Origin of the sequence: Vibrio vulnificus NBRC 15645 = ATCC 27562 (assembly GCF_002224265.1) — a bacterium.
In the GTDB taxonomy this organism is placed as follows: Bacteria; Pseudomonadota; Gammaproteobacteria; order Enterobacterales; family Vibrionaceae; genus Vibrio; species Vibrio vulnificus.
On sequence record NZ_CP012881.1, the window covers coordinates 401,401 to 421,611 of the forward strand.

General features: G+C 45.7%; 21 protein-coding genes. 13 read left to right on the forward strand and 8 right to left on the reverse strand.

Going from position 1 to position 20,211, the window contains the following annotated elements; all coding sequences use genetic code 11:
* Positions 1-9: 9 nt before the first annotated feature.
* From rsxG to AOT11_RS01785, 5 genes are all read left to right on the forward strand, one after another.
* Positions 10-645, forward strand: a complete 636-nt coding sequence (gene rsxG / locus AOT11_RS01765; protein WP_017428866.1) for an electron transport complex subunit RsxG — start codon at positions 10-12, stop codon at positions 643-645.
* Positions 638-1,330, forward strand: a complete 693-nt coding sequence (locus tag AOT11_RS01770; protein WP_011080900.1) for an electron transport complex subunit E — start codon at positions 638-640, stop codon at positions 1,328-1,330. Before rsxG ends, AOT11_RS01770 begins: the two co-directional genes overlap by 8 nt.
* Before the next feature lie 71 nt (positions 1,331-1,401).
* The gene (gene nth / locus AOT11_RS01775; RefSeq protein ID WP_017428864.1) at positions 1,402-2,043 is read left to right on the forward strand and encodes an endonuclease III; all 642 of its coding nucleotides are present in this window, start codon (positions 1,402-1,404) and stop codon (positions 2,041-2,043) included.
* Between the two features lie 24 nt (positions 2,044-2,067).
* The gene (gloA, locus tag AOT11_RS01780; protein ID WP_017428863.1) at positions 2,068-2,484 is read left to right on the forward strand and encodes a lactoylglutathione lyase; all 417 of its coding nucleotides are present in this window, start codon (positions 2,068-2,070) and stop codon (positions 2,482-2,484) included.
* A 129-nt stretch (positions 2,485-2,613) separates the two neighbouring features.
* Positions 2,614-3,048, forward strand: a complete 435-nt coding sequence (locus AOT11_RS01785; protein ID WP_011080903.1) for a DUF2753 domain-containing protein — start codon at positions 2,614-2,616, stop codon at positions 3,046-3,048.
* Here AOT11_RS01785 and motY read toward each other — a convergent pair.
* Positions 3,045-3,926, reverse strand: a complete 882-nt coding sequence (gene motY, locus AOT11_RS01790; RefSeq protein ID WP_026050796.1) for a flagellar protein MotY — start codon at positions 3,924-3,926, stop codon at positions 3,045-3,047. The two genes, AOT11_RS01785 and motY, sit on opposite strands and share 4 nt — an antisense overlap.
* Positions 3,927-4,124: 198 nt before the next feature.
* Here motY and rnt point away from each other — a divergent pair, with 198 nt between their 5' ends.
* Both rnt and AOT11_RS01800 read left to right on the forward strand, forming a co-directional pair.
* Positions 4,125-4,778, forward strand: a complete 654-nt coding sequence (gene rnt, locus AOT11_RS01795; protein ID WP_011149902.1) for a ribonuclease T — start codon at positions 4,125-4,127, stop codon at positions 4,776-4,778.
* Between the two features lie 28 nt (positions 4,779-4,806).
* On the forward strand, positions 4,807-6,132 hold the full coding sequence (locus tag AOT11_RS01800) for a Na+/H+ antiporter family protein (protein WP_017428860.1): 1,326 nt from the start codon (positions 4,807-4,809) through the stop codon (positions 6,130-6,132).
* A 129-nt stretch (positions 6,133-6,261) separates the two neighbouring features.
* Here the strand turns inward: AOT11_RS01800 and AOT11_RS01805 are convergent, their stop codons facing one another.
* Positions 6,262-6,891, reverse strand: coding sequence for a DsbA family protein (locus tag AOT11_RS01805; RefSeq protein ID WP_017428859.1), 630 nt, complete (start codon positions 6,889-6,891; stop codon positions 6,262-6,264).
* A gap of 108 nt (positions 6,892-6,999) precedes the next feature.
* Positions 7,000-7,338, reverse strand: a complete 339-nt coding sequence (locus AOT11_RS01810; RefSeq protein WP_049798015.1) for a Grx4 family monothiol glutaredoxin — start codon at positions 7,336-7,338, stop codon at positions 7,000-7,002.
* 300 nt (positions 7,339-7,638) lie between these two features.
* Here AOT11_RS01810 and sodB point away from each other — a divergent pair, with 300 nt between their 5' ends.
* From sodB to AOT11_RS01825, 3 genes are all read left to right on the forward strand, one after another.
* The gene (sodB, locus tag AOT11_RS01815) at positions 7,639-8,223 is read left to right on the forward strand and encodes a superoxide dismutase [Fe] (RefSeq protein ID WP_013572124.1); all 585 of its coding nucleotides are present in this window, start codon (positions 7,639-7,641) and stop codon (positions 8,221-8,223) included.
* A 121-nt stretch (positions 8,224-8,344) separates the two neighbouring features.
* On the forward strand, positions 8,345-8,848 hold the full coding sequence (locus AOT11_RS01820; RefSeq protein ID WP_026050795.1) for a VC2046/SO_2500 family protein: 504 nt from the start codon (positions 8,345-8,347) through the stop codon (positions 8,846-8,848).
* Positions 8,849-9,068: 220 nt separating this feature from the next.
* A complete protein-coding gene (locus AOT11_RS01825) occupies positions 9,069-9,752 on the forward strand; it encodes an SDR family oxidoreductase (RefSeq protein ID WP_026050794.1) in 684 nt (227 codons plus the stop codon).
* Positions 9,753-9,774: 22 nt separating this feature from the next.
* Here AOT11_RS01825 and AOT11_RS01830 read toward each other — a convergent pair whose 3' ends face one another.
* Positions 9,775-10,158, reverse strand: a complete 384-nt coding sequence (locus AOT11_RS01830; protein WP_017428855.1) for a glycine zipper family protein — start codon at positions 10,156-10,158, stop codon at positions 9,775-9,777.
* 226 nt (positions 10,159-10,384) lie between these two features.
* Positions 10,385-13,060: a bifunctional acetaldehyde-CoA/alcohol dehydrogenase gene (gene adhE, locus AOT11_RS01835; RefSeq protein WP_017428854.1), complete on the reverse strand. Its 2,676-nt coding sequence runs from the start codon at positions 13,058-13,060 to the stop codon at positions 10,385-10,387.
* Between the two features lie 647 nt (positions 13,061-13,707).
* Between adhE and AOT11_RS01840 the strand changes: the two genes are divergently transcribed.
* Both AOT11_RS01840 and AOT11_RS01845 read left to right on the forward strand, forming a co-directional pair.
* A complete protein-coding gene (locus AOT11_RS01840) occupies positions 13,708-14,346 on the forward strand; it encodes a YchE family NAAT transporter (protein WP_011080913.1) in 639 nt (212 codons plus the stop codon).
* A gap of 51 nt (positions 14,347-14,397) precedes the next feature.
* Entirely contained in the window at positions 14,398-15,258 is an 861-nt protein-coding gene (locus tag AOT11_RS01845; protein ID WP_017428853.1) for an ion transporter, read from the forward strand.
* 48 nt (positions 15,259-15,306) lie between these two features.
* Here the strand turns inward: AOT11_RS01845 and AOT11_RS01850 are convergent, their stop codons facing one another.
* Entirely contained in the window at positions 15,307-15,828 is a 522-nt protein-coding gene (locus tag AOT11_RS01850) for a prepilin-type N-terminal cleavage/methylation domain-containing protein (RefSeq protein WP_026050793.1), read from the reverse strand.
* A gap of 118 nt (positions 15,829-15,946) precedes the next feature.
* Positions 15,947-17,062, reverse strand: coding sequence for an aspartate-semialdehyde dehydrogenase (asd, locus tag AOT11_RS01855; RefSeq protein ID WP_026050792.1), 1,116 nt, complete (start codon positions 17,060-17,062; stop codon positions 15,947-15,949).
* A 411-nt stretch (positions 17,063-17,473) separates the two neighbouring features.
* Between asd and nhaC the strand changes: the two genes are divergently transcribed.
* Complete coding sequence (gene nhaC / locus AOT11_RS01860) at positions 17,474-18,910, forward strand: Na+/H+ antiporter NhaC (RefSeq protein WP_013572127.1); 1,437 nt, start codon at positions 17,474-17,476, stop codon at positions 18,908-18,910.
* Between the two features lie 89 nt (positions 18,911-18,999).
* On the opposite strand, the gene AOT11_RS01865 is transcribed toward nhaC, so the two are convergent.
* Complete coding sequence (locus AOT11_RS01865) at positions 19,000-20,211, reverse strand: hypothetical protein (RefSeq protein WP_017428850.1); 1,212 nt, start codon at positions 20,209-20,211, stop codon at positions 19,000-19,002.

Genomic DNA, 20,211 nt, shown 5'->3' on the forward strand with positions numbered 1-20,211 from the left:
GGAAATGAAATGTTAAACGCAATACGTAAAAACGGTTTAACACTAGCAATATTTGCCTGTGCTACCACAGGGCTAGTGGCCATGACCCAGTATTTAACTAAGGACCAAATCACGCTTCAGGAGCAAAAACAGCTCTCTTCGGTCCTTAATCAGGTTATCCCGCAAAGCGCACATGACAATTTATTGTTTGAATCTTGTACTTTGGTGAGCGATTCCGCGCTGGGCTCCGATAAGGCGATGCCAGCCTATATTGCCACACGTAATGGCCAAGCCACCGCCATTGCGATTGAATCCGTAGCACCAGATGGCTACAACGGTGCCATTAAGATCATTACGGGTATCGATGCCAGCGGTACCGTGCTTGGCACGCGCGTACTTAGCCACCAAGAGACACCGGGGTTAGGCGATAAGATCGACCTTAGAGTGACAGATTGGATCACCAGTTTCACTGGAAAACAGTTAAACGATGACAACTATAACAGTTGGAAGGTGCGTAAAGATGGTGGAGAATTTGACCAGTTTACCGGCGCGACCATTACACCTCGTGCGGTTGTTAAAGCGGTGCGCAACACCGTTGAGTTCGTCAACAGCCATCGTGAACAGATTTTGAATCAACCACTTAACTGTGGAGGCCGCTATGAGTGAGCATAAAAAATTACTTAAAAATGGCATGTGGGACAACAACCCTGCACTGGTCCAGTTACTTGGTCTGTGTCCGCTACTGGCGGTATCGTCAACCGTCACCAACGCACTTGGTCTCGGAATAGCAACATTATTAGTGCTAGTTGGCTCCAACGTCACTGTTTCACTGATTCGTAACTACGTACCAAAAGAAATTCGTATTCCGGTATTCGTTATGATCATTGCTTCACTGGTAACGTGCGTTCAATTACTGATGAACGCCTACGCCTATGGCTTATACCTATCATTAGGCATTTTCATTCCTTTGATTGTGACCAACTGCATCATCATCGGTCGTGCTGAAGCGTACGCGTCAAAAAACGATCCTTTGCCTGCGGCATTAGATGGTTTTTGGATGGGCATGGGTATGACCACCGTGCTTGTCGTTCTTGGCGCAATGCGTGAAATCATCGGTAACGGCACCCTTTTCGATGGCGCAGATCTTCTACTTGGTGAATGGGCGAGCGCGCTGCGAATTCAGGTATTCCAATTTGACAGTAGCTTCCTACTGGCACTGCTACCGCCTGGGGCATTTATTGGTGTCGGCCTGCTCATCGCGTTGAAAAATGTCATCGATACACAGTTAAAAGCTCGCCAACCTAAACAAGAAAAACCCGCGATTGAACGCGCTCGCGTAACTAACGCGTAAGTTACTGTCTAGGCTCATCAAAATACGCACCGCTAGAGTGCCCATGAGCCTAGAACAACTGGAAGTCAGCAATGAATAAAGACAAACGCATACAAATTCTCGAACGATTACGAGAAAACAACCCCAACCCGCAAACCGAACTCAATTGGAACTCCCCTTTTGAGCTACTGATAGCGGTTTTGTTATCAGCACAAGCAACGGATGTCAGTGTCAATAAAGCCACCGACAAACTGTTCCCAGTCGCCAACACCCCTCAAGCGATGTTGGATCTTGGGGTGGAAGGTCTCAAAGAGTACATTAAGACCATTGGCTTGTTTAATTCCAAAGCGGAAAACACCATCAAAACATGTCGCATTCTGCTCGAAAAACACAACGGTGAAGTACCTGAAGATCGAGCAGCGCTTGAAGCACTGCCCGGGGTTGGGCGCAAAACCGCCAATGTGGTGCTCAACACCGCCTTTGGCTGGCCAACCATCGCTGTCGATACCCATATTTACCGCGTTTCCAATCGCACCAAGTTTGCCCCAGGCAAAAACGTGGATGAAGTCGAACAAAAACTTCTCAAAGTCGTACCAAAAGAGTTTAAACTCGATGTCCACCACTGGTTGATTTTGCATGGACGCTACACCTGTATTGCACGTAAGCCTCGCTGTGGCAGTTGCATCATTGAAGACCTGTGCGAATTTAAAGAAAAAGTCTACCCAGAGAATTAATCTCTATCTGTAAGGAGCATAACAATGTCAAACGGTCGTATTCTTCATACTATGTTACGTGTTGGTAACTTAGAAAAATCAATTCAGTTCTACACCGAAGTTATGGGCATGCAATTGCTGCGTACCAATGAAAACAAAGAATATGAGTATACTTTGGCGTTTCTAGGTTACGGCGACGAATCACAAGGCGCAGTCATCGAATTAACTTACAACTGGGGTAAAACGGAATACGACCTCGGCAGTGCATTTGGTCACATTGCAATTGGCGTCGACGACATTTATGTGACATGCGATGCCATTAAAGCTGCTGGCGGTAATGTCACTCGCGAACCTGGCCCGGTAAAAGGCGGCACGACCCACATCGCTTTTGTGAAAGATCCTGATGGCTATATGATTGAGTTGATCCAAAACAAACAAGCATCTGCAGGTTTAGAAGGCTAATCACCACATCAATATGGCGTAATAGAAACGAGGAGGCAAAAGCCTCCTCTTTTGATCTTAATCATGAAACTTTACATGATAATAATTTTCATTTAGATTAATCCCAATTTTGCTAACTGGGATAAGCACATGATCAGTGAATGGGAAAAACACACGTTGCTCGCAGATACCGCGCTACAACTTGACGATCCAATTCGTAGTATTTTGCACTATCAACAAGCCTACAATTTGAGCGAAGACATCATCGCTTCCTCAACGGTAGAAGCCGACGACAAATTACTGATATCCGTGATCTCGTGCCACAACTTGGCACAATTTTGGCGTTGGGCGGGTGACACCGACTATGAACTAAAATATCTGCAATTGGCCTCGGAAAAAGTGCTGACCTTAATTCCTCAGTGCCCTCACCACCAATGTGAAAGTTTTATCGAGTCTATCGGTTGCTGCAAAAAAGCGTTGTTCGATTTTTTAAAGCGCCACCCAAACCCAAAGATCGCGCAACTGGTGGAAAAGATCGACACTGCGACCCATTGCGAAATCATCGCAAAGTTCAAACTCAACTAAACTTCACTTCGCCCCAGTGAAATGACAACGCGGCGGTTTTTATCTTTACCTATAGGCGTTGCGTTGTCTGCAATTGGGCGGCGTTTACCATAACCTTGAACTTGGATGCGATCTTCCGGCAATCCTAGTGCTTTGAAGTAATCTCTCAACGACTCCGCTCTACGCTCCGATAAGTTTTGGCTCACACTAGTACCATCAGTGGAATCGGTGTAAGTCGACACCAACACCAAATCAATATCAGAGTTGTAGCGCACGTATTCAGCAATCTGCGACAAGCGCTTTTGCGATGCCTTGGTGAGTTTATCGCCATTGCGTTCATAATGCAGAATCGTGAACGAAATATCTTCAAAGCTGTAAGGCAAAAGATTAGCGACACAGTCACTGAATACATTGTATTTCTGTTGGAACAAAACGGCAGACAGCGCGACTTCAATTCTTTGGTCACGGCTTTGCCAATCTTGATAACTAAAGGTCGGATAGCGCCCTTTCTCTAACTCAGACAGAATGCCCCACGCCGTTTGCCCACCAACATAACCATTAAACTGTTGAAAGAACTTAATATTAGTAATACGGTCGGCGTTTTCTCCTGGTCGCCAAGGAGGCGGCATCGAAATCAAACTCACATTGCGCGTTTCGCCCATAGGTCGACGCATTTTTAGCTCAAAATCCAGCACAATTTTTTTACTTGCGCGTGAAGAGAATTCCGCATCACCGTAGTTAGGGATCGGATGCACCAAACGGCATTCCAGCGGTGAATTCATCACCATTTCCCATTGTGATTGCTGCGGGGTGGCAATATAACGCTTCGTCATCGCTGCCGAAGGCAATGATGCAAAGGTAGTTAGTACTAAACCACTGGTTATTAGCCACTTTTTCATTATCACTACTTCTCTTACTCGCTCACAGTTGCATGGCAGACATTTGCCACTACCGGATGAATTCTATCTGACTTACACATTTATGCAAAAACCTCGCCAAATAGGAGCAAAACTTTTGCGGTTTTCTCCTTTTGTAACGTTTTTTTCATAAGGATAATCTGTAATAATGCAGCCTTTGTCACACAAAAATATAGAAACATGACTGTAGAAAACACAGCTCTGACCCTGAAAAAACGCTTTCGCGGCTATTTTCCCGTAGTTGTTGACGTAGAAACTGCTGGGTTCAATGCACAAACCGATGCACTACTCGAAATTTGTGCTGTTACCTTGTCCATGGATGAAAACGGTGATCTTCACCCTGCATCGACCATTCACTTTCATGTTGAGCCCTTTGAGGGGGCAAATCTCGAAAAAGAAGCTCTTGAGTTCAACGGCATTCGTGACCCGTTTAGCCCATTACGTGGCGCCGTGACCGAACAAGAGGCGCTAAAAGAGATCTATAAACTCATCCGTAGAGAACAAAAAGCCGCTGATTGTAGCCGTGCCATTATGGTGGCGCACAACGCAGCGTTTGACTTAAGTTTCGTTAACGCAGCGAATGAGCGCTGCAAACTTAAACGAGTTCCGTTTCATCCTTTTGCCACTTTCGATACCGCAACGCTCAGTGGGTTGGCTTATGGTCAAACTGTACTGGCGAAAGCGTGCAAAACCGCAGGGATGGAATTTGACAATCGAGAGGCCCATTCGGCGCTTTACGATACCGAAAAAACCGCAGAGCTGTTCTGTGGCATCGTCAATAAATGGAAAGCGCTTGGAGGCTGGCCATTAATTGAAGATGAAAACGAAAAATAATAAGTAAACACAACTACCTGAGAAAACTATGAATCCTGTCGTTATATCTGTTTGCGTCATGCTAGTTTTAGCTTTGATGCGAGTGAACGTGGTGGTCGCCCTCACGTTCAGTGCCATCGTTGGTGGCCTTGTTGCTGGAATGGGCCTAGGCGATACCATCGCTGCGTTTGAAAGTGGCCTTGGTGGCGGTGCAACCATCGCTCTGAGTTACGCCATGTTGGGCACCTTCGCAGTTGCTATTTCGAAATCGGGCATTACTGACCTGCTTGCCAGAAGCGTTATTAAGCACCTTAACGGCAAAGAAAGTGACGCTTCAACCACCGGCTTAAAATACGCGGTTTTGGTAGCGCTCGTACTGGTGACCATGTCATCGCAAAACGTCATTCCTGTCCATATCGCCTTTATTCCCATTTTAATTCCACCTCTATTGGGCGTATTTGCAAAACTCAAACTCGATCGTCGATTGGTCGCGTGTGTGCTGACATTTGGCCTGATTACGCCATACATGGTCTTACCTGTCGGCTTTGGCGGTATTTTCCTTAATAACATCCTATTGAAAAACCTGCACGATAACGGTTTAGAGAGCGTTGTCGCCAGCCAAGTACCGACCGCAATGCTCCTACCCGGCGCAGGAATGGTGTTTGGTCTTTTGACTGCTATTTTCTTTAGCTACCGTAAACCTCGCGAATACCGTGAAACCGAGCTGACCGTCGTGCATGAAGAAAGCAAAGGCATCAACAAGAAACACATTCTGGTAGCCGCCCTAGGTATCATCGCAGCTCTCAGTGTTCAGCTATACACGGGTTCAATGATCATTGGTGCACTGGCCGGCTTTATGGTCTTCACCTTTGGTGGTGTCATTGCTTGGAAAGAAACTCATGATGTGTTCACTAAAGGTGTTCACATGATGGCAATGATCGGCTTCATCATGATCGCCGCCGCTGGCTTTGCTGCGGTAATGAAACAAACGGGTGGCGTTGAAACACTGGTACAATCGCTTTCAACCAGCATCGGCGACAACAAAGGCCTTGCCGCTCTTCTTATGCTTGTGGTCGGTCTGCTTGTCACGATGGGGATTGGTTCTTCTTTCTCAACCATTCCAATCTTAGCAACTATTTACGTTCCGCTTTCCATTGCTTTTGGTTTTTCACCGATGGCAACCATTGCTCTTGTGGGTACAGCTGCGGCTCTTGGTGACGCAGGTTCACCTGCTTCTGATTCAACGTTAGGCCCAACTTCCGGTCTGAATGCCGACGGACAACACGAGCACATTTGGGAAACTGTGGTTCCAACCTTTATCCACTACAATATCCCACTCATTATTTTTGGTTGGATCGCGGCCATGGTGCTGTAAGCGCCTAAAACATTGCATGATCGACAATCAAAAAAAAGCCGCTCCATGGAGCGGCTTTCTCTTTCAATAAACAGGGCGATCTTTTTCAGCGTGTCTCGCTGACCTATTCCATCACGCTATTTTTTCACACTATTGAGCGGGCATATTCTCGACAATGCGCTCACGGATCAACTTCAACGTCGGCTCCGTGGAGAGGTAATCGATCTCGATTGGAAAATACGCATCGTTAATTTGCAACACCAAACTTGGGTAAGCGTTGACGCCTAAGCTTCGAGCCAAACTCAGCTGGTCTTCAAAGACGCCTTCCAATAAACGCCCTGTCACATCGTTTTCAAACTGTTGAACATTGAGTCCAATTTCTTGCGCAAGCTGGCGATGTGTCGCTTCATCATGTGGCGGCATGGCGCGCAAATAATACGCGTGCTGAATCGCTTCTAGCATTTGCTCATAAGAATCTTGAAAACCTGCCGCGATCACCGCACGACACGCCTGATAGGTACTACGAACCGGAGTACAACGAGTCCAAAACTCATAATTAAATTGAGTGCCTAGACGCTGTTCAATTTGATGCCAAATGCTTTCAATTTTTTGCTGCATTTCAGGTGACATCGGCAATGTTGAATCTGACGCGAGGCCGCCAACCACATACTCAAACTGAATGACTCCAGGTAACTGTTGCTTCAATTTTTCCAAGGTAGGTTTGTATCCCCAGCACCAGCTGCACATAGGATCATGGACGTAATATAGTTTGATTTTCATGGTAGTAACTCAAAAACAAAAAGGAGCCAAACAGCTCCTTCGTATTCTATCTTCGTTTGACGATAACCACTACCGAAACTCTTTCAAGCGCCATAGTGGTTGGCCAAATTATTCCGCGTCGTTGCCCGCTGCGCGTGCTGTCGCTTCTTTGATCAATGGTTGAAGTTCGCCTTTTTGGAACATCTCAATCACGATATCACAACCGCCAATCAACTCACCTTCAACCCATAGTTGTGGGAAAGTTGGCCACTCCGCGTATTTTGGCAATTCTGCGCGAATATCTGGGTTTTGTAGAATGTCTACATAAGCAAATTTTTCGCCACACGCCATCAATGCCTGAGCTGCTTGAGAAGAAAAACCACAGCTTGGTAGCTTTGGAGAACCTTTCATGTAGAGAAGGATTGGGTTTTCTGCGATTTGTTGTTTGATTTTGTCGATAGTTTCCATTGCTTCCTCGTTCACGGAATGACTGCAAATTTTTCGCACATTCTACCTTATTAGTGCAGAATAAAAAGCACATAAAATTAAGGGCTATTACCCGCACTAGATCCGCATTAGAATGACAAAGAAATTTCATATCAAAAAGCGGATTTTTCCTTTTAATAAAGTAAAAACTTGCTAAACTATAGCGCAAGTCAGTCATATTGACAGTCGATTCGTTGGTGAGTCATCAAACGGGTTGATTTAATTATAAATTCACTGGAAGCAACCGAAGGTAATCCCTTCATATAAATGGAGAATCGAGCAATGGCATTTGAACTACCAGCTCTTCCTTACGCAAAAGACGCGCTTGAGCCACACATCTCTGCAGAAACTCTTGAGTTCCACCACGGCAAACACCACAACACTTACGTTGTGAAACTAAACGGCCTAATTCCTGGTACTGAATTCGAAGGTAAAACTCTAGAAGAGATCATCAAGACTTCTACTGGCGGTATCTTCAACAACGCAGCACAAGTATGGAACCACACTTTCTACTGGCACTGCCTTGCTCCAAATGCAGGCGGCGAACCAACAGGTGCAGTTGCAGAAGCGATCAACGCAGCGTTCGGTTCATTCGAAGAATTCAAAGCAAAATTCACAGATTCAGCAATCAACAACTTTGGTTCATCTTGGACTTGGTTGGTGAAGAAAGCTGACGGTTCTCTAGCAATCGTTAATACTTCAAATGCGGCAACACCAATCACTGAAGAAGGCGTAACACCACTACTGACTGTAGACCTATGGGAACACGCTTACTACATCGATTACCGCAACCTACGTCCAGACTACATGAACGGTTTCTGGGCACTGGTTAACTGGGATTTCGTTGCAGAGAACCTAGCGAAATAATTTTCGCCCCTTAAGTTCCAATTTAGTCATACTTGAAAGCCCGCATTCGCGGGCTTTTTGTTTATTTTCTCTAAAGTTATCTGCCGACGTGCCGCTAATAAAGCATCACACGGAGAGCCGCATGCAGATACACACATTAGACAAAGCAAGCATCATTAACGAGCTGAGCTTCGGCAATGGCATTAGCCAAGCCGTTCAGCAAGGACGTCGTGCCGACTTTGCGCTGCTGCTTTCGATGTTTTCTGAAGACGCTCGTCACATCACTCCCGTAGAACAAATTGAAACGCAGGAAATGACGGATGCCGTGTTGCGTAAGCAATTTGGTTTGTCCGAACCTCAAAAATTAAGAAGCGATCAATCGAGCTACGCGATTTCTGCAGAACAAGCGAAACAGTTCCACAATGCAGGGCTTCCTTCAGCCAAACTGAGCCACTATCTCAGTGCAGAGCCATTGGCTTATATGCCAGAAGAGACGTTTGATCTACCAGAAGAGGTTTATCAAAACCTTTCTGGGCACGAGCGAGCAAAACTCGCAACCCCTGAAGTTAAATTGCTACCAGAAGCTGGGTTGTACAACCACCTATCCACTGCACTGGTCAAAGCAAAATTTGCCGCCTACGCGTAACACGCTGTTTATCGTTGTATTTACTGGCATGGCACGGATCAACTTTGCTAGACGCTATGCGACAATTTTTCATCCCTCAGAACACCAAACTGTGACTGTTTACAAATATCTCATCATCTCTTTTGCACGATTAACCGTTGTTTGAAGTTATTCACACAGCGTACCCAATTTCTCACCCAAGATGAAAGTACGGTCTGAATGCTTGAGGGAGAGCAACGAGATGGATATCAAGAACGCTTTGATTTTAGTGACGAGTGCGGGCTCATTATTGGGCAGAACAGTGGCAGCGCACTTTGCGCGTCTCGGTGCCATTGTTATTCTCTGCGACCAAGACCAAACTTCATTGAGTGAGACACACAAAGAGCTCTATGCCATCACTCAAGATGTTTATCCGATCACTTTGCAAGACTATAGCCAATCTTCCATTCAATCCTTGTTTGACCACATTCAGGCACAGTTTAACCGCGTCCCCAATGTACTCGTGAACTGTTGGACCAGCTCTCCTCTGCCACTTTTGAATACTGAAGCAACCTCAGAAGGCTTCATAGAAAAGCTATCAAGTACCGCTGGCGCACTATACGGCTATGTGCAAGTGTGCGCGGAACGAATGCGACGCACTGAAACGAAAGGCGTGATCGTCAATGTTATTTCGCACGATGATCATCTAAATTTTACCGGAGTTGAAAGTGTTACTTCCCTCGTTTCAGGTTTTACTCACAGTTGGGCAAAAGAGCTCACCCCTTTTAATATTCGCGTTGGTGGTGTGATTCCATCGGTATCACACCATCACGGACAGATAGACGCGACACATTGGGCTCAAGTGCAGGATGAACTCATTCGCAACGCTGAGTACATCGTGGCGAATGAGTACTTTAGTGGTCGAGTCGTCACGACTGAGGTATAACGAATACGTTCTAAATTGCCTCTCAATTGAGTATCACATACCCACGGTTGGTCATGCAATTACGCAGTACTTGGTGCTTTTGCTCTTGATAGTTTTTACTGTTTTCGCGTCTGTCTCGACTACCACCAATAACACCAGCGGCTAAACCAACAGCAGCACCTTTCTTTGCGCCTTCGCTACCGGAGCCTCCAGCGATAGCCGTCCCCGCAGAACCAATTGCAGCGCCTTTCAGTGCTCCACCGACTGCACCTCGACTCTGTGTTTCCTTCTCTACTTGCTCAGAAAGTGCTTCACACTGGTGCAAGTCGTAAATATACTCTTTTTCATCTATACCATTCTTGTCGATGATGAGTGACGCTTGTGTGCTGCTCGAGAAGAGCAACACCACCAATAATTTACTTTTCATACTCTATTCCCATTACGTTTTTGGTTAGGGAGGAATTGTATGAAGGCCTGTTTGTCGATTCGAGGAATATTAGATATTCCATTTATCCGTTTGATCCAAAAAAAGCCCCGGTCTTTCGACTGGGGCTTTGATCTTTTTCCCGATTTTTTTAGGTTTCGTGCTAGCGAAAACCTACCTCATTCCTGAGTCTTACTTCTTGCTGACACTTAGTGACTAAGTATCAGACTTATTTTTTCGCTTTTGGCGCTACTTGGTCTGCTTTCTTCTTGATTACAGTCGTACCTTCGAAAGTTTCACCTTCAACGAAAGCTTTACCGTAGTAAGAAGCCAGTAGAACTTCTTTTAGCTCAGCGATTAGTGGGTAGCGTGGGTTCGCACCAGTACATTGGTCATCGAACGCTTCTACTGCTAGTTCATCAACTTTCGCTAGGAAGTCAGCTTCAGCAACACCTGCCGATTGGATAGACAGTGGAATGTCTAGGTTGCCTTTTAGCTCATCCAACCATGCTAGTAGACGTTCAATCTTCTGAGCAGTGCGGTCACCAGCTTGGCTTAGGCCTAGGTGGTCAGCAACTTCAGCGTAACGACGACGTGCTTGTGGACGGTCGTATTGAGAGAACGCAGTTTGCTTAGTTGGGTTATCGTTCGCGTTGTAACGTACCACGTTAGAGATAAGTAGAGCGTTCGCCAAACCGTGTGGTAGGTGGAACTCTGCACCGATCTTGTGCGCCATAGAGTGACATACACCTAGGAAAGCGTTCGCGAATGCGATACCAGCGATGGTCGCTGCGTTGTGTACTTTCTCACGAGCGATTGGGTCTTTTGCACCGTTCGCGTAGCTTGATGGTAGGTACTCTTTTAGCATCTTAAGAGCTTGTAGAGCTTGACCGTCTGAGTATTCGTTCGCAAGAACAGATACGTAAGCTTCTAGAGCGTGAGTCACTGCATCGTAACCACCGAATGCGGTTAGAGACTTAGGCATGTTCATCACTAGGTTTGCATCTACGATTGCCATTTGAGGAGTCAATTCGTAGTCTGCTAGTGGGTACTTAGCACCAGTCTTGTCGTCAGTAACAACCGCGAATGGGGTTACTTCTGAACCTGTACCTGAAGTGGTAGTGATACATACAAGCTCAGCTTTTTGACCCATTTTAGGGAACTTGTAGATACGTTTACGGATATCCATAAAGCGCATTGCAAGTTCTTCGAAGTGAGTTTCTGGGTGCTCGTACATTACCCACATGATCTTCGCAGCATCCATTGGTGAACCACCACCTAGCGCTAGAATCACATCAGGTTGGAAGCTTTGCATTGCTGCTGCGCCTTTCTCTACAACAGATAGCGTTGGGTCAGCTTCAACATCAAAGAATGTTTGAACTTCCATGCCTTGTGCTTTAAGCAATTGTACTACGTCATCTGCGTAACCGTTGTTGAATAGGAAACGGTCAGTAACTAGGAATGCGCGTTTCTTACCTTCTAGGTCGCTTAGTGCGATTGGAAGGCTACCACGACGGAAGTAGATTGACTTAGGTAGTTTGTGCCACAACATGTTTTCAGCTCGCTTCGCAACAGTTTTCTTGTTGATTAGGTGCTTAGGACCTACGTTCTCAGAGATAGAGTTACCACCCCATGAACCACAACCAAGAGTTAGAGATGGTGCAACGTTAAAGTTGTAAAGGTCACCGATACCACCGTGAGTAGTTGGGATGTTTACAAGGATACGAGCCGTCTTCATCTTGTCACCGAAGTAACGGATACGGTCTGCGTTTACGTCTTGGTTAGTGTATAGGCCAGATGTGTGACCGATACCACCGATTTCAACCATAGTTACCGCTTGAGCAACTGCGTCTTCGAAGTTGTCTGCGCGGAATAGACCTAGAGTTGGAGATAGTTTCTCGTGAGCAAATGCGTCATCGTATGACACTTTACCAAGACCTTCACCAACAAGAACTTTAGTGTCAGCTGGAACTTTAACGCCTGCCATTTCAGCGATTGCTGGCGCTGGCTGACCTACGATTTTCGCGTTTAGGTTACCGTCGATTAGCAGAACTTTACGAACTTTGTCCGCTTCAGCTTTGTTTAGAACGTAAGCTTTGTGAGAAGCAAAACGCTCTTTCACTTCGTCGTATACAGAGTCAACAACGATTGCAGCCTGCTCAGAAGCACATACTACGCCGTTATCGAATGTTTTAGACATTAGGATAGACGCTACAGCACGTTTGATGTCTGCTGTTTCATCGATAACAACTGGAACGTTACCTGCACCTACACCGATTGCTGGTTTACCTGAAGAGTAAGCTGCTTTAACCATGCCTGGACCACCAGTTGCAAGGATAAGAGCGATACCATCGTGCTTCATAAGAGCGTTAGAAAGCTCAACTGAAGGTTGGTCGATCCAACCGATGATGTCTTTTGGTGCGCCTGCTGCAACTGCTGCGTCTAGTACTAGTTTCGCTGCGTCGTTAGTTGAGTTTTTCGCACGTGGGTGTGGTGAGAAGATAATACCATTACGAGTCTTCAGAGAGATTAGAGACTTGAAGATCGCTGTTGATGTTGGGTTAGTAGTTGGAACGATACCGCAGATGATACCTACAGGCTCAGCAATAGTCATTGTGCCTAGGTTGTCGTCTTCTTCAAGAACACCACAAGTTTTCTCATCTTTGTATTTGTTGTAAATGAACTCAGATGCGAAGTGGTTCTTGATTACTTTATCTTCAACAATACCCATACCAGACTCAGCAACCGCTTGTTGTGCTAGCGGGATACGAGCTTGGTTAGCTGCTAAAGATGCTGCGCGGAAAATTTTATCTACTTGCTCTTGAGAGTAAGTAGCAAATTCAGCTTGAGCCGCTTTTACGCGTTCTACTAGAGCATCTAGTTCAGCCAAGTTAGTTACAGGCATAGGGAATCTCCTAAAATTAACAAATATTAAAAACTTTTTAGTAAGGCTACTTGTCTATCGTTTTTACTGTTTATCAGTAAGTTACTTAACAACCGACTTAGTAAATTGCTTTCAGGGCTGAGTATAATATTTCAGAGTATGAAAAAAATTGACTTGGATCAGATCCCACACTTTAAATACCCCGAAAGTGGTGCTTCAGTACAACAAAAACCGCTAATTCATTGATAAACAAATAAATTAAAAGCCACATTTGGTTGAGCAAAAAAGAAGCAAACGAACCAAAAGGTCAAATTAGCAACAAAACCTTGTAAAAAAGTTTCATCATAAATCTACAAAATTACATAAAATTACATGTAGACGAGAAATTCTGTGCTACTGAGAGTATATCCAAATGGTTAACTCGCTAAAGAAGAGCGCTGGGTTTTTATCAAAAATGTGCGAATGTTAACGTTTATGTAAATTAATTGGATGCTTGCGAAGAATTATACACAACAAAGTGTGACAAATTATTTTACAACTCTTTCAATGATTAGTTTTTCTCAGCAATCAAACAGCTCACACGTTAGTTTTTTTCATTCGTGAAGTCGCGCAATATCGACTATATTTCGCCAACAATCTGTTCTCCTATCTTTCGTGTGGTTTCTCTAATGCAAACGTTCGAAGTCGCTATCTTTTTGCAGTTTTTCTTAGGCTTAGTGGCCGCAGTAAACCCTGTGGGCATCATGCCGGTATTTGTGTCGCTTACAGGCCACATGACACCGGAAGAAAAATACAAAACCGCACTAACGGCCAATGTCGCAGTTGCGATTATTCTGACCGTTTCATTGCTAGCGGGTCAGATGCTACTCGACATGTTTAGCATTTCTCTCGATTCTTTCCGCGTTGCCGGTGGTTTGCTACTACTTAGCATCGCCTTTTCGATGATGAGCGGTAAGTTGGGTGAAGATAAACAAAACAAACAAGAGCAATCGGAATACGTGAGTCGCGAACAAATTGGTGTTGTGCCTTTGGCAATGCCTTTAATGGCGGGTCCTGGTGCGATTAGCTCGACCATCGTTTATGGTTCTCGCTACCCAAGCATGTTCGATACCATGGGTATTGTGATCACCATTGTTGCCTTTAGCTTTTGCTCATGGCTGCTATTTCGCTCAGCGCCAATTATCGTTCGCTTCTTAGGACAAACAGGCATCAACGTGATCACCCGTATTATGGGTCTTATCTTGGGTGCACTCGGCATCGAGTTCATCGCCAATGGCCTGCGTAATCTCTTCCCCGGATTAGCCTGATTCCCGAAATAAAGGTATGATGTTGCAACGTTTCCACTATGTCGCAACATCATGTCACGCCAGTCACTCAAGCATCATCTATACGTTATAATTTTCGGTACGCACACGCCTGCAGGCAGAGCCTTTGATATTGGCTTGATTGTCGCGATTTTGACCTCGCTGCTGGTGCTTTTACTTGAATCTATCCCATCGATTCGCGCTCAGTGGGCCAGCGAACTCAAATATCTTGAGTATGGTTTTACCGCTCTATTTACGCTCGAGTATTTGCTGCGTTTATATTGCTCGCCAAAACCTGCCGCCTACGCACGCAGTTTTTATGGTGTGGTGGACTTACTGGCGATACTGCCGACCTATCTTGCCTTCTTGTTCCCTTCAGCGGCTTTTATGGGCGTAATTCGACTGCTGCGTGTGATGCGTATCTTCCGTATTCTGAAACTCGTTCGTTATTTGCAAGACTCAAACTTGCTGATGCGCTCCTTGCTGATGGCTCGAAGAAAAATACTGATATTTTTCAGTGCCGTAGCCATTTTGGTGACCATATTTGGCTCTCTGATCTACGTGATTGAAGGTCCGCACAATGGCTTTACCAGTATTCCCAAAAGTATCTACTGGGCCATTGTGACCATTACGACCGTGGGCTATGGTGACCTCGTGCCACAAACCAATATAGGTAAAGCCATCGCGTCACTGACAATGTTACTCGGTTACTCTATTTTGGCGGTGCCAACGGGGATCATTACCGCCGAACTCAACCAAGAGATGAACTCACACCGACAATTGGTCAAGTGCCCCAACTGCTCACGTGCTGGACATGAATCCGATGCACTATTTTGCAAACACTGCGGCAGTGAACTGGCGGATCCCGATAAACGTGTGGTTGCCGTACAAAGCACAGAATCCGACAAAAAATAAGCGCTCGTGTGAGCGCTTGATTGCCTTGTTGAATGAGCCGTAGCGGGTTCAACATCCGTCTGTGATGGTTTCCACGGCGAAGTCCGCGCCCGGTTCCATCGCTGCGGTGTATTTGACGTAGCAACGGCTCTCTTCGATGGCTTTATTGAAATCCACAATGTTGCCATCTGCCAACCATTGTGACTGCGTGATGATCCACCAATCGGGATCTGAGACTGAGCCATTATTGTGTGCAGCCCAAACCCATTCACGTTCTAAATCATGGTACCCAGTGTCAATTTGTAAGAAGCTTTCCATTCCACCACGCGAGACACTCGGATAACCATATTGCACAATCCCGTAATTCGGCACGTGATAGGATTCAAGCTCTTCCATCCCTTCCACAGCGGTTTTTCCATACGCCATCTCAGCGGCATTCGTCACGGCGCCAGCTAAACCTTCAACGACGGAACGCCGTGCATCAGATTGTAAGTTCAGGAATCTTGGCGCAGCGATCACCGCTAACACGGCGACAAGCACAATCACCACGATTAATTCTATTAGCGTAAAACCTCGAAATTTCTTATACATACAGAACACCACTCTCAAAACCCACGCTAAATTAGGTCATCAATGTCAACGAACTGTCATTGAACAAACAAAAAAAGCGCCAACAAGGCGCTTTTTAGAATGATGTCTCATATTTGAGTTATTGCTTCTCAGCAAGGATGATTCTTAGCGTACGACGCAAAGGTTCTGCCGCCCCCCAAAGAAGCTGGTCACCCACGGTGAATGCGTTAAGGAAATCATCACCCATCGACATTTTGCGTAAACGGCCAACAGGAATTGAAAGCGTTCCTGTTACTTTAGCTGGCGTTAGCTCTTGCGCGGTAATGTCACGCTCGTTTGGAATCACTTTCACCCACTCATTGTCACTCGCAATGATCTCTTCAATTTCATCAAGAGGTACATTTTGCTTAAGCTTGATAGTCAGCGCTTGTGAATGACAACGCATTGCACCGATACGAACACAAGTTCCATCGATTGGAATTGGAGAGTTTTGTAAACCAAGGATCTTGTTCGCTTCTACGCCACCTTTCCATTCTTCTTTGCTTTGACCGTTTTCACGTTTCACGTCGATCCATGGAATCAATGAGCCAGCCAGAGGCGCACCAAAGTTGTCAACTGGGAACGAGCTGCTGCGCATCGTTTCCGCAACCTTACGATCGATATCAAGAATAGAGCTTGATGGGTTTGCCAATTCTGAGCTTACTGCATCATTGATTACACCCATCTGAGAAATCAGTTCACGCATGTTCTGCGCGCCCGCACCAGAAGCCGCTTGGTAAGTCATCGCGCTCATCCACTCAACCATACCTTGTTTGTATAGTCCACCTAACGCCATCAACATTAGAGAAACGGTACAGTTACCACCAACAAAGGTGTTTGTGCCACTATGGATGCCTTGCTGAATTTGAGCTAGGTTAACTGGGTCAAGAGTGATAATCGAATCTGGAGCCATACGCAGCGTAGATGCCGCATCGATCCAGTAGCCTTTCCAACCCGCTTCGCGCAGTGCTGGGTATACCTTTTCTGTATAACCACCACCTTGACAAGTGATGACTGCGTCGAGCTGTTTCAACGCATCAATATTGAATGCATCTTGTAGTAAACCAGCATCTTTACCAAAATTTGGCGCTGGAATACCAATTTGAGAGGTACTGAAAAAGACTGGTTCAATCAGATCAAAGTCTTTTTCTTCAACCATGCGCTGCATCAGCACCGAGCCAACCATGCCACGCCAACCAACTAAACCCACTCTCATCACATTAACTCTCCGTGTATTCAAATAACAAAATAAAGTTGCATTAATAGTTCTATTTTCTAGGCAAAATCTCAAGCACTAATTGACGAAAACGTCCAACTTTTTCGTTTTGATTTGTCAAGGTCGCAAAACTTTATGATTTAGCTTTGGTAAGAGCTCTGACCGAGCTGGATTTCCTACCCATCCTCCATATTCACACATGAAGCACATTTATTTCACATCACACAACACTTAAAACTAATTATTTTAAACTTTAGTAGTTTATTATTTCACAAAATACGCATTACACCGATCTACATCAAAACAAATGACTAAATAAATCGAATTATCCACTACGTTAATGTAATGTAAGCATCCTAAACATACGGGGGCGTAATCCCTCTAACGCTCCGACATTTAGCAGAGGAATATATGAAGCAGGAAATTACTCGCTTACCAAGTCTTCCCCAAGTGCTTATTTCACTGGGATTGTTTTTACTTTTGGCTTTTTCGTTTACCGCGAAATTAGATCTACCTATTCAGCTAGCACTTTATATCGGCTGGTTCATTATTATGGTGTTGGGCTTACGTCTAGGTCATCAGTATAAAGACCTGGAAAAAGCGGCATTAAACGGAATTTCGAATGGTTTGGGTGCTGTTCTTATTCTATTAGCCGTTGGCGCATTGGTTGGTACCTGGATCTCCGGCGGTATCGTACCCACTATTATTTACTATGGTCTGAAGGCAATACATCCTTCTATCTTCCTTTTAGCCACTATGATCATTTGCTCCCTAACAGCACTTGCAACAGGCACCTCTTGGGGCGCAGCAGGTACCGCAGGTATCGCAATGATGGGGATTGGCCAAGGTCTTGGCGTACCAGCACCGATCACAGCAGGTGCGGTACTATCAGGCTGTTACTTCGGTGACAAAATGTCTCCGCTTTCAGATTCAGTGATCCTTGCTTCTTCAATGTCGAACGTGGAAGTCATGGAGCACATCAAAGGCATGCTGCCAATCGCTCTGATCAGCTACATCATTACTGGCATTATGTTCACGGCATTTGGCTTCCATTACGCAGGTAATGTTGACATGAGCCAAGTAGAATCTGTGATTAAAGCGATGGATCAGCAGTTCTACATCACGCCTTACTCGTTTGTTCCCGTGATCATCGTATTGGCGCTGCTTGCCATGCGTATGCCTTCATTCCCTGTCATCAGCTTTGGCTCTCTACTGGGCATTATTTGGGCAGTCATGATCCAAGATGTGGATTTCCTAACCGCGTTCAATACTGCTTGGGCACCGTTTGCGATTTCTTCAGGCGTCGATTTCATTGATTCCATCCTAAACCGTGGTGGCATGTCCTCCATGTTGGGCTCAGTGGCTGTTATCGTGTTTGGTCTTGGTTTTGGTGGTCTACTGGATAAAGTTGGCGTGCTAGAAACCATCGCGAAACTGTTTGAACGTCGTGTGCAAAATGCCGGTTCTCTCGCAACCAGCACGATTGGTACAGCGTTTATGGGTAACGTGTTCGGTTCAGCGATGTACGTTTCTCTTATCCTAACGCCAAAGATTTGTGCGAAAAACTACGACCGCCTAGGTTACAAACGTAAGAACCTGTCACGAAATGCCGAGTTCGGCGGCACGCTAACATCCGGTATGGTGCCTTGGAGTGACAACGGTATTTACATGGCGAGTATTCTTGGTGTCGCTACCCTGTCGTATGCACCGTTCATGTGGTTGAGCTTTGTTTGTATCGCAGTGACGATTTTCACCTCCTACATGGGTTGGTTTGTCGACAAGTGCGAGCCAACCGCGCAGGCGAGCGAAGACGAAACACTGGCAGAGACAAGACAACAAACCGCTTGATCTTCACCACTCAATAAAAAAGCGTAGCCCTCGAGCTACGCTTTTTTGTTTCTCAGCGGCACTCGTTGTGCCAACATTCTGCCCTTTGGCTAACTGATCTTTCTTTGTGCTCTCTTTCCGAGTGCGTAACCTAAGCCAAGCGGGGCAAAGAAAATCACAGCGATAAACAGAACAAAGTAAATAATCACGCTTTTGATCAGCTCAACCAACTTATCCATCGCCAGCGCGACCACATCTTGTGAGAGCTTATCCATATCTTGAGTAAAGCTCACTCGCTCTTGCGTCACCATCTTATTTAGCGCTTCTCTTTCACGCTCTATCATCGCAAACAGCTCAACCCTCTCGCGTGCAACCATGGCTTCCAATGCCGCCCTTTGTTCATCGAGTTTACTCATCTGACGCGAGGTTTTTTGGTCAATATCAACCACCAGCGGCTGCAACTCTATGGCCATCTGCTCCGCCAAGTTCTTCATGTATTCTGGGTTATTCTTCACGAAATCTTGAAAGGCCTCAGAAGTGGCCTTCATGGAGGCCAAGGTTTGTGACAAATCTTCGCCACTGATGTGGCTGTTAAGTGCAATAAGCTCCGCTTTCCAACTCATGATCTTCGGCGTTTGCTCTGAAATCAAACTGAGGCGATCAGAGACATCGCCTAAAGCTTCCGGCATAGTGCCTAGCGTGGCTATCGCCTCATCTTCATTAATATCATTGGCTTTTAGCCAAGCGCGGTAAGCCGGCGTGGGATTGAATTTGAGATCGGTAAATGGATGTTGTGTGGCAAACTCGCGAACAAATTGCTCGCTGCTCTTGTACGAACTGTTCTTCAATAGATCACTCGCCAACTCTTCCACTTGTGTCAGTAAGGCCTGTGATGCATCTGAGGCGAGAGCCAATTCAAACTGCTCGCGACCCGGCCCTTGAGAAAAATAGTCTGCCATCTGCTGAGTAAAAACCCAACTGTCGATCAGCGCCGCAGTGGGTGAAACCTGATACGCAGCCCGTGCTAGACCTTCCTCTGCATTGATTTTCCACAACAAAATATAGGACTGGTGCAGCGTATCCGTCGCAGGATAGCGGCTTTTAAGCGTATCCGCCGTTTGCTCGACTTGGGTAAAAAATTGCAATGCGTATTCACGCGTATGTAAACGAGTATTCAGCTCTTGCTGAGTCAATGGGGTGACTTGACTATCCAGCTTCACCTCTAATAACGAGCATCCCGACAAACTCATTAGCGCCAAAATAGGCAAACAAAAACTTTTGTAAAAAGCGACCATCGTTGAGCGAGTCATTGCTATAACCAC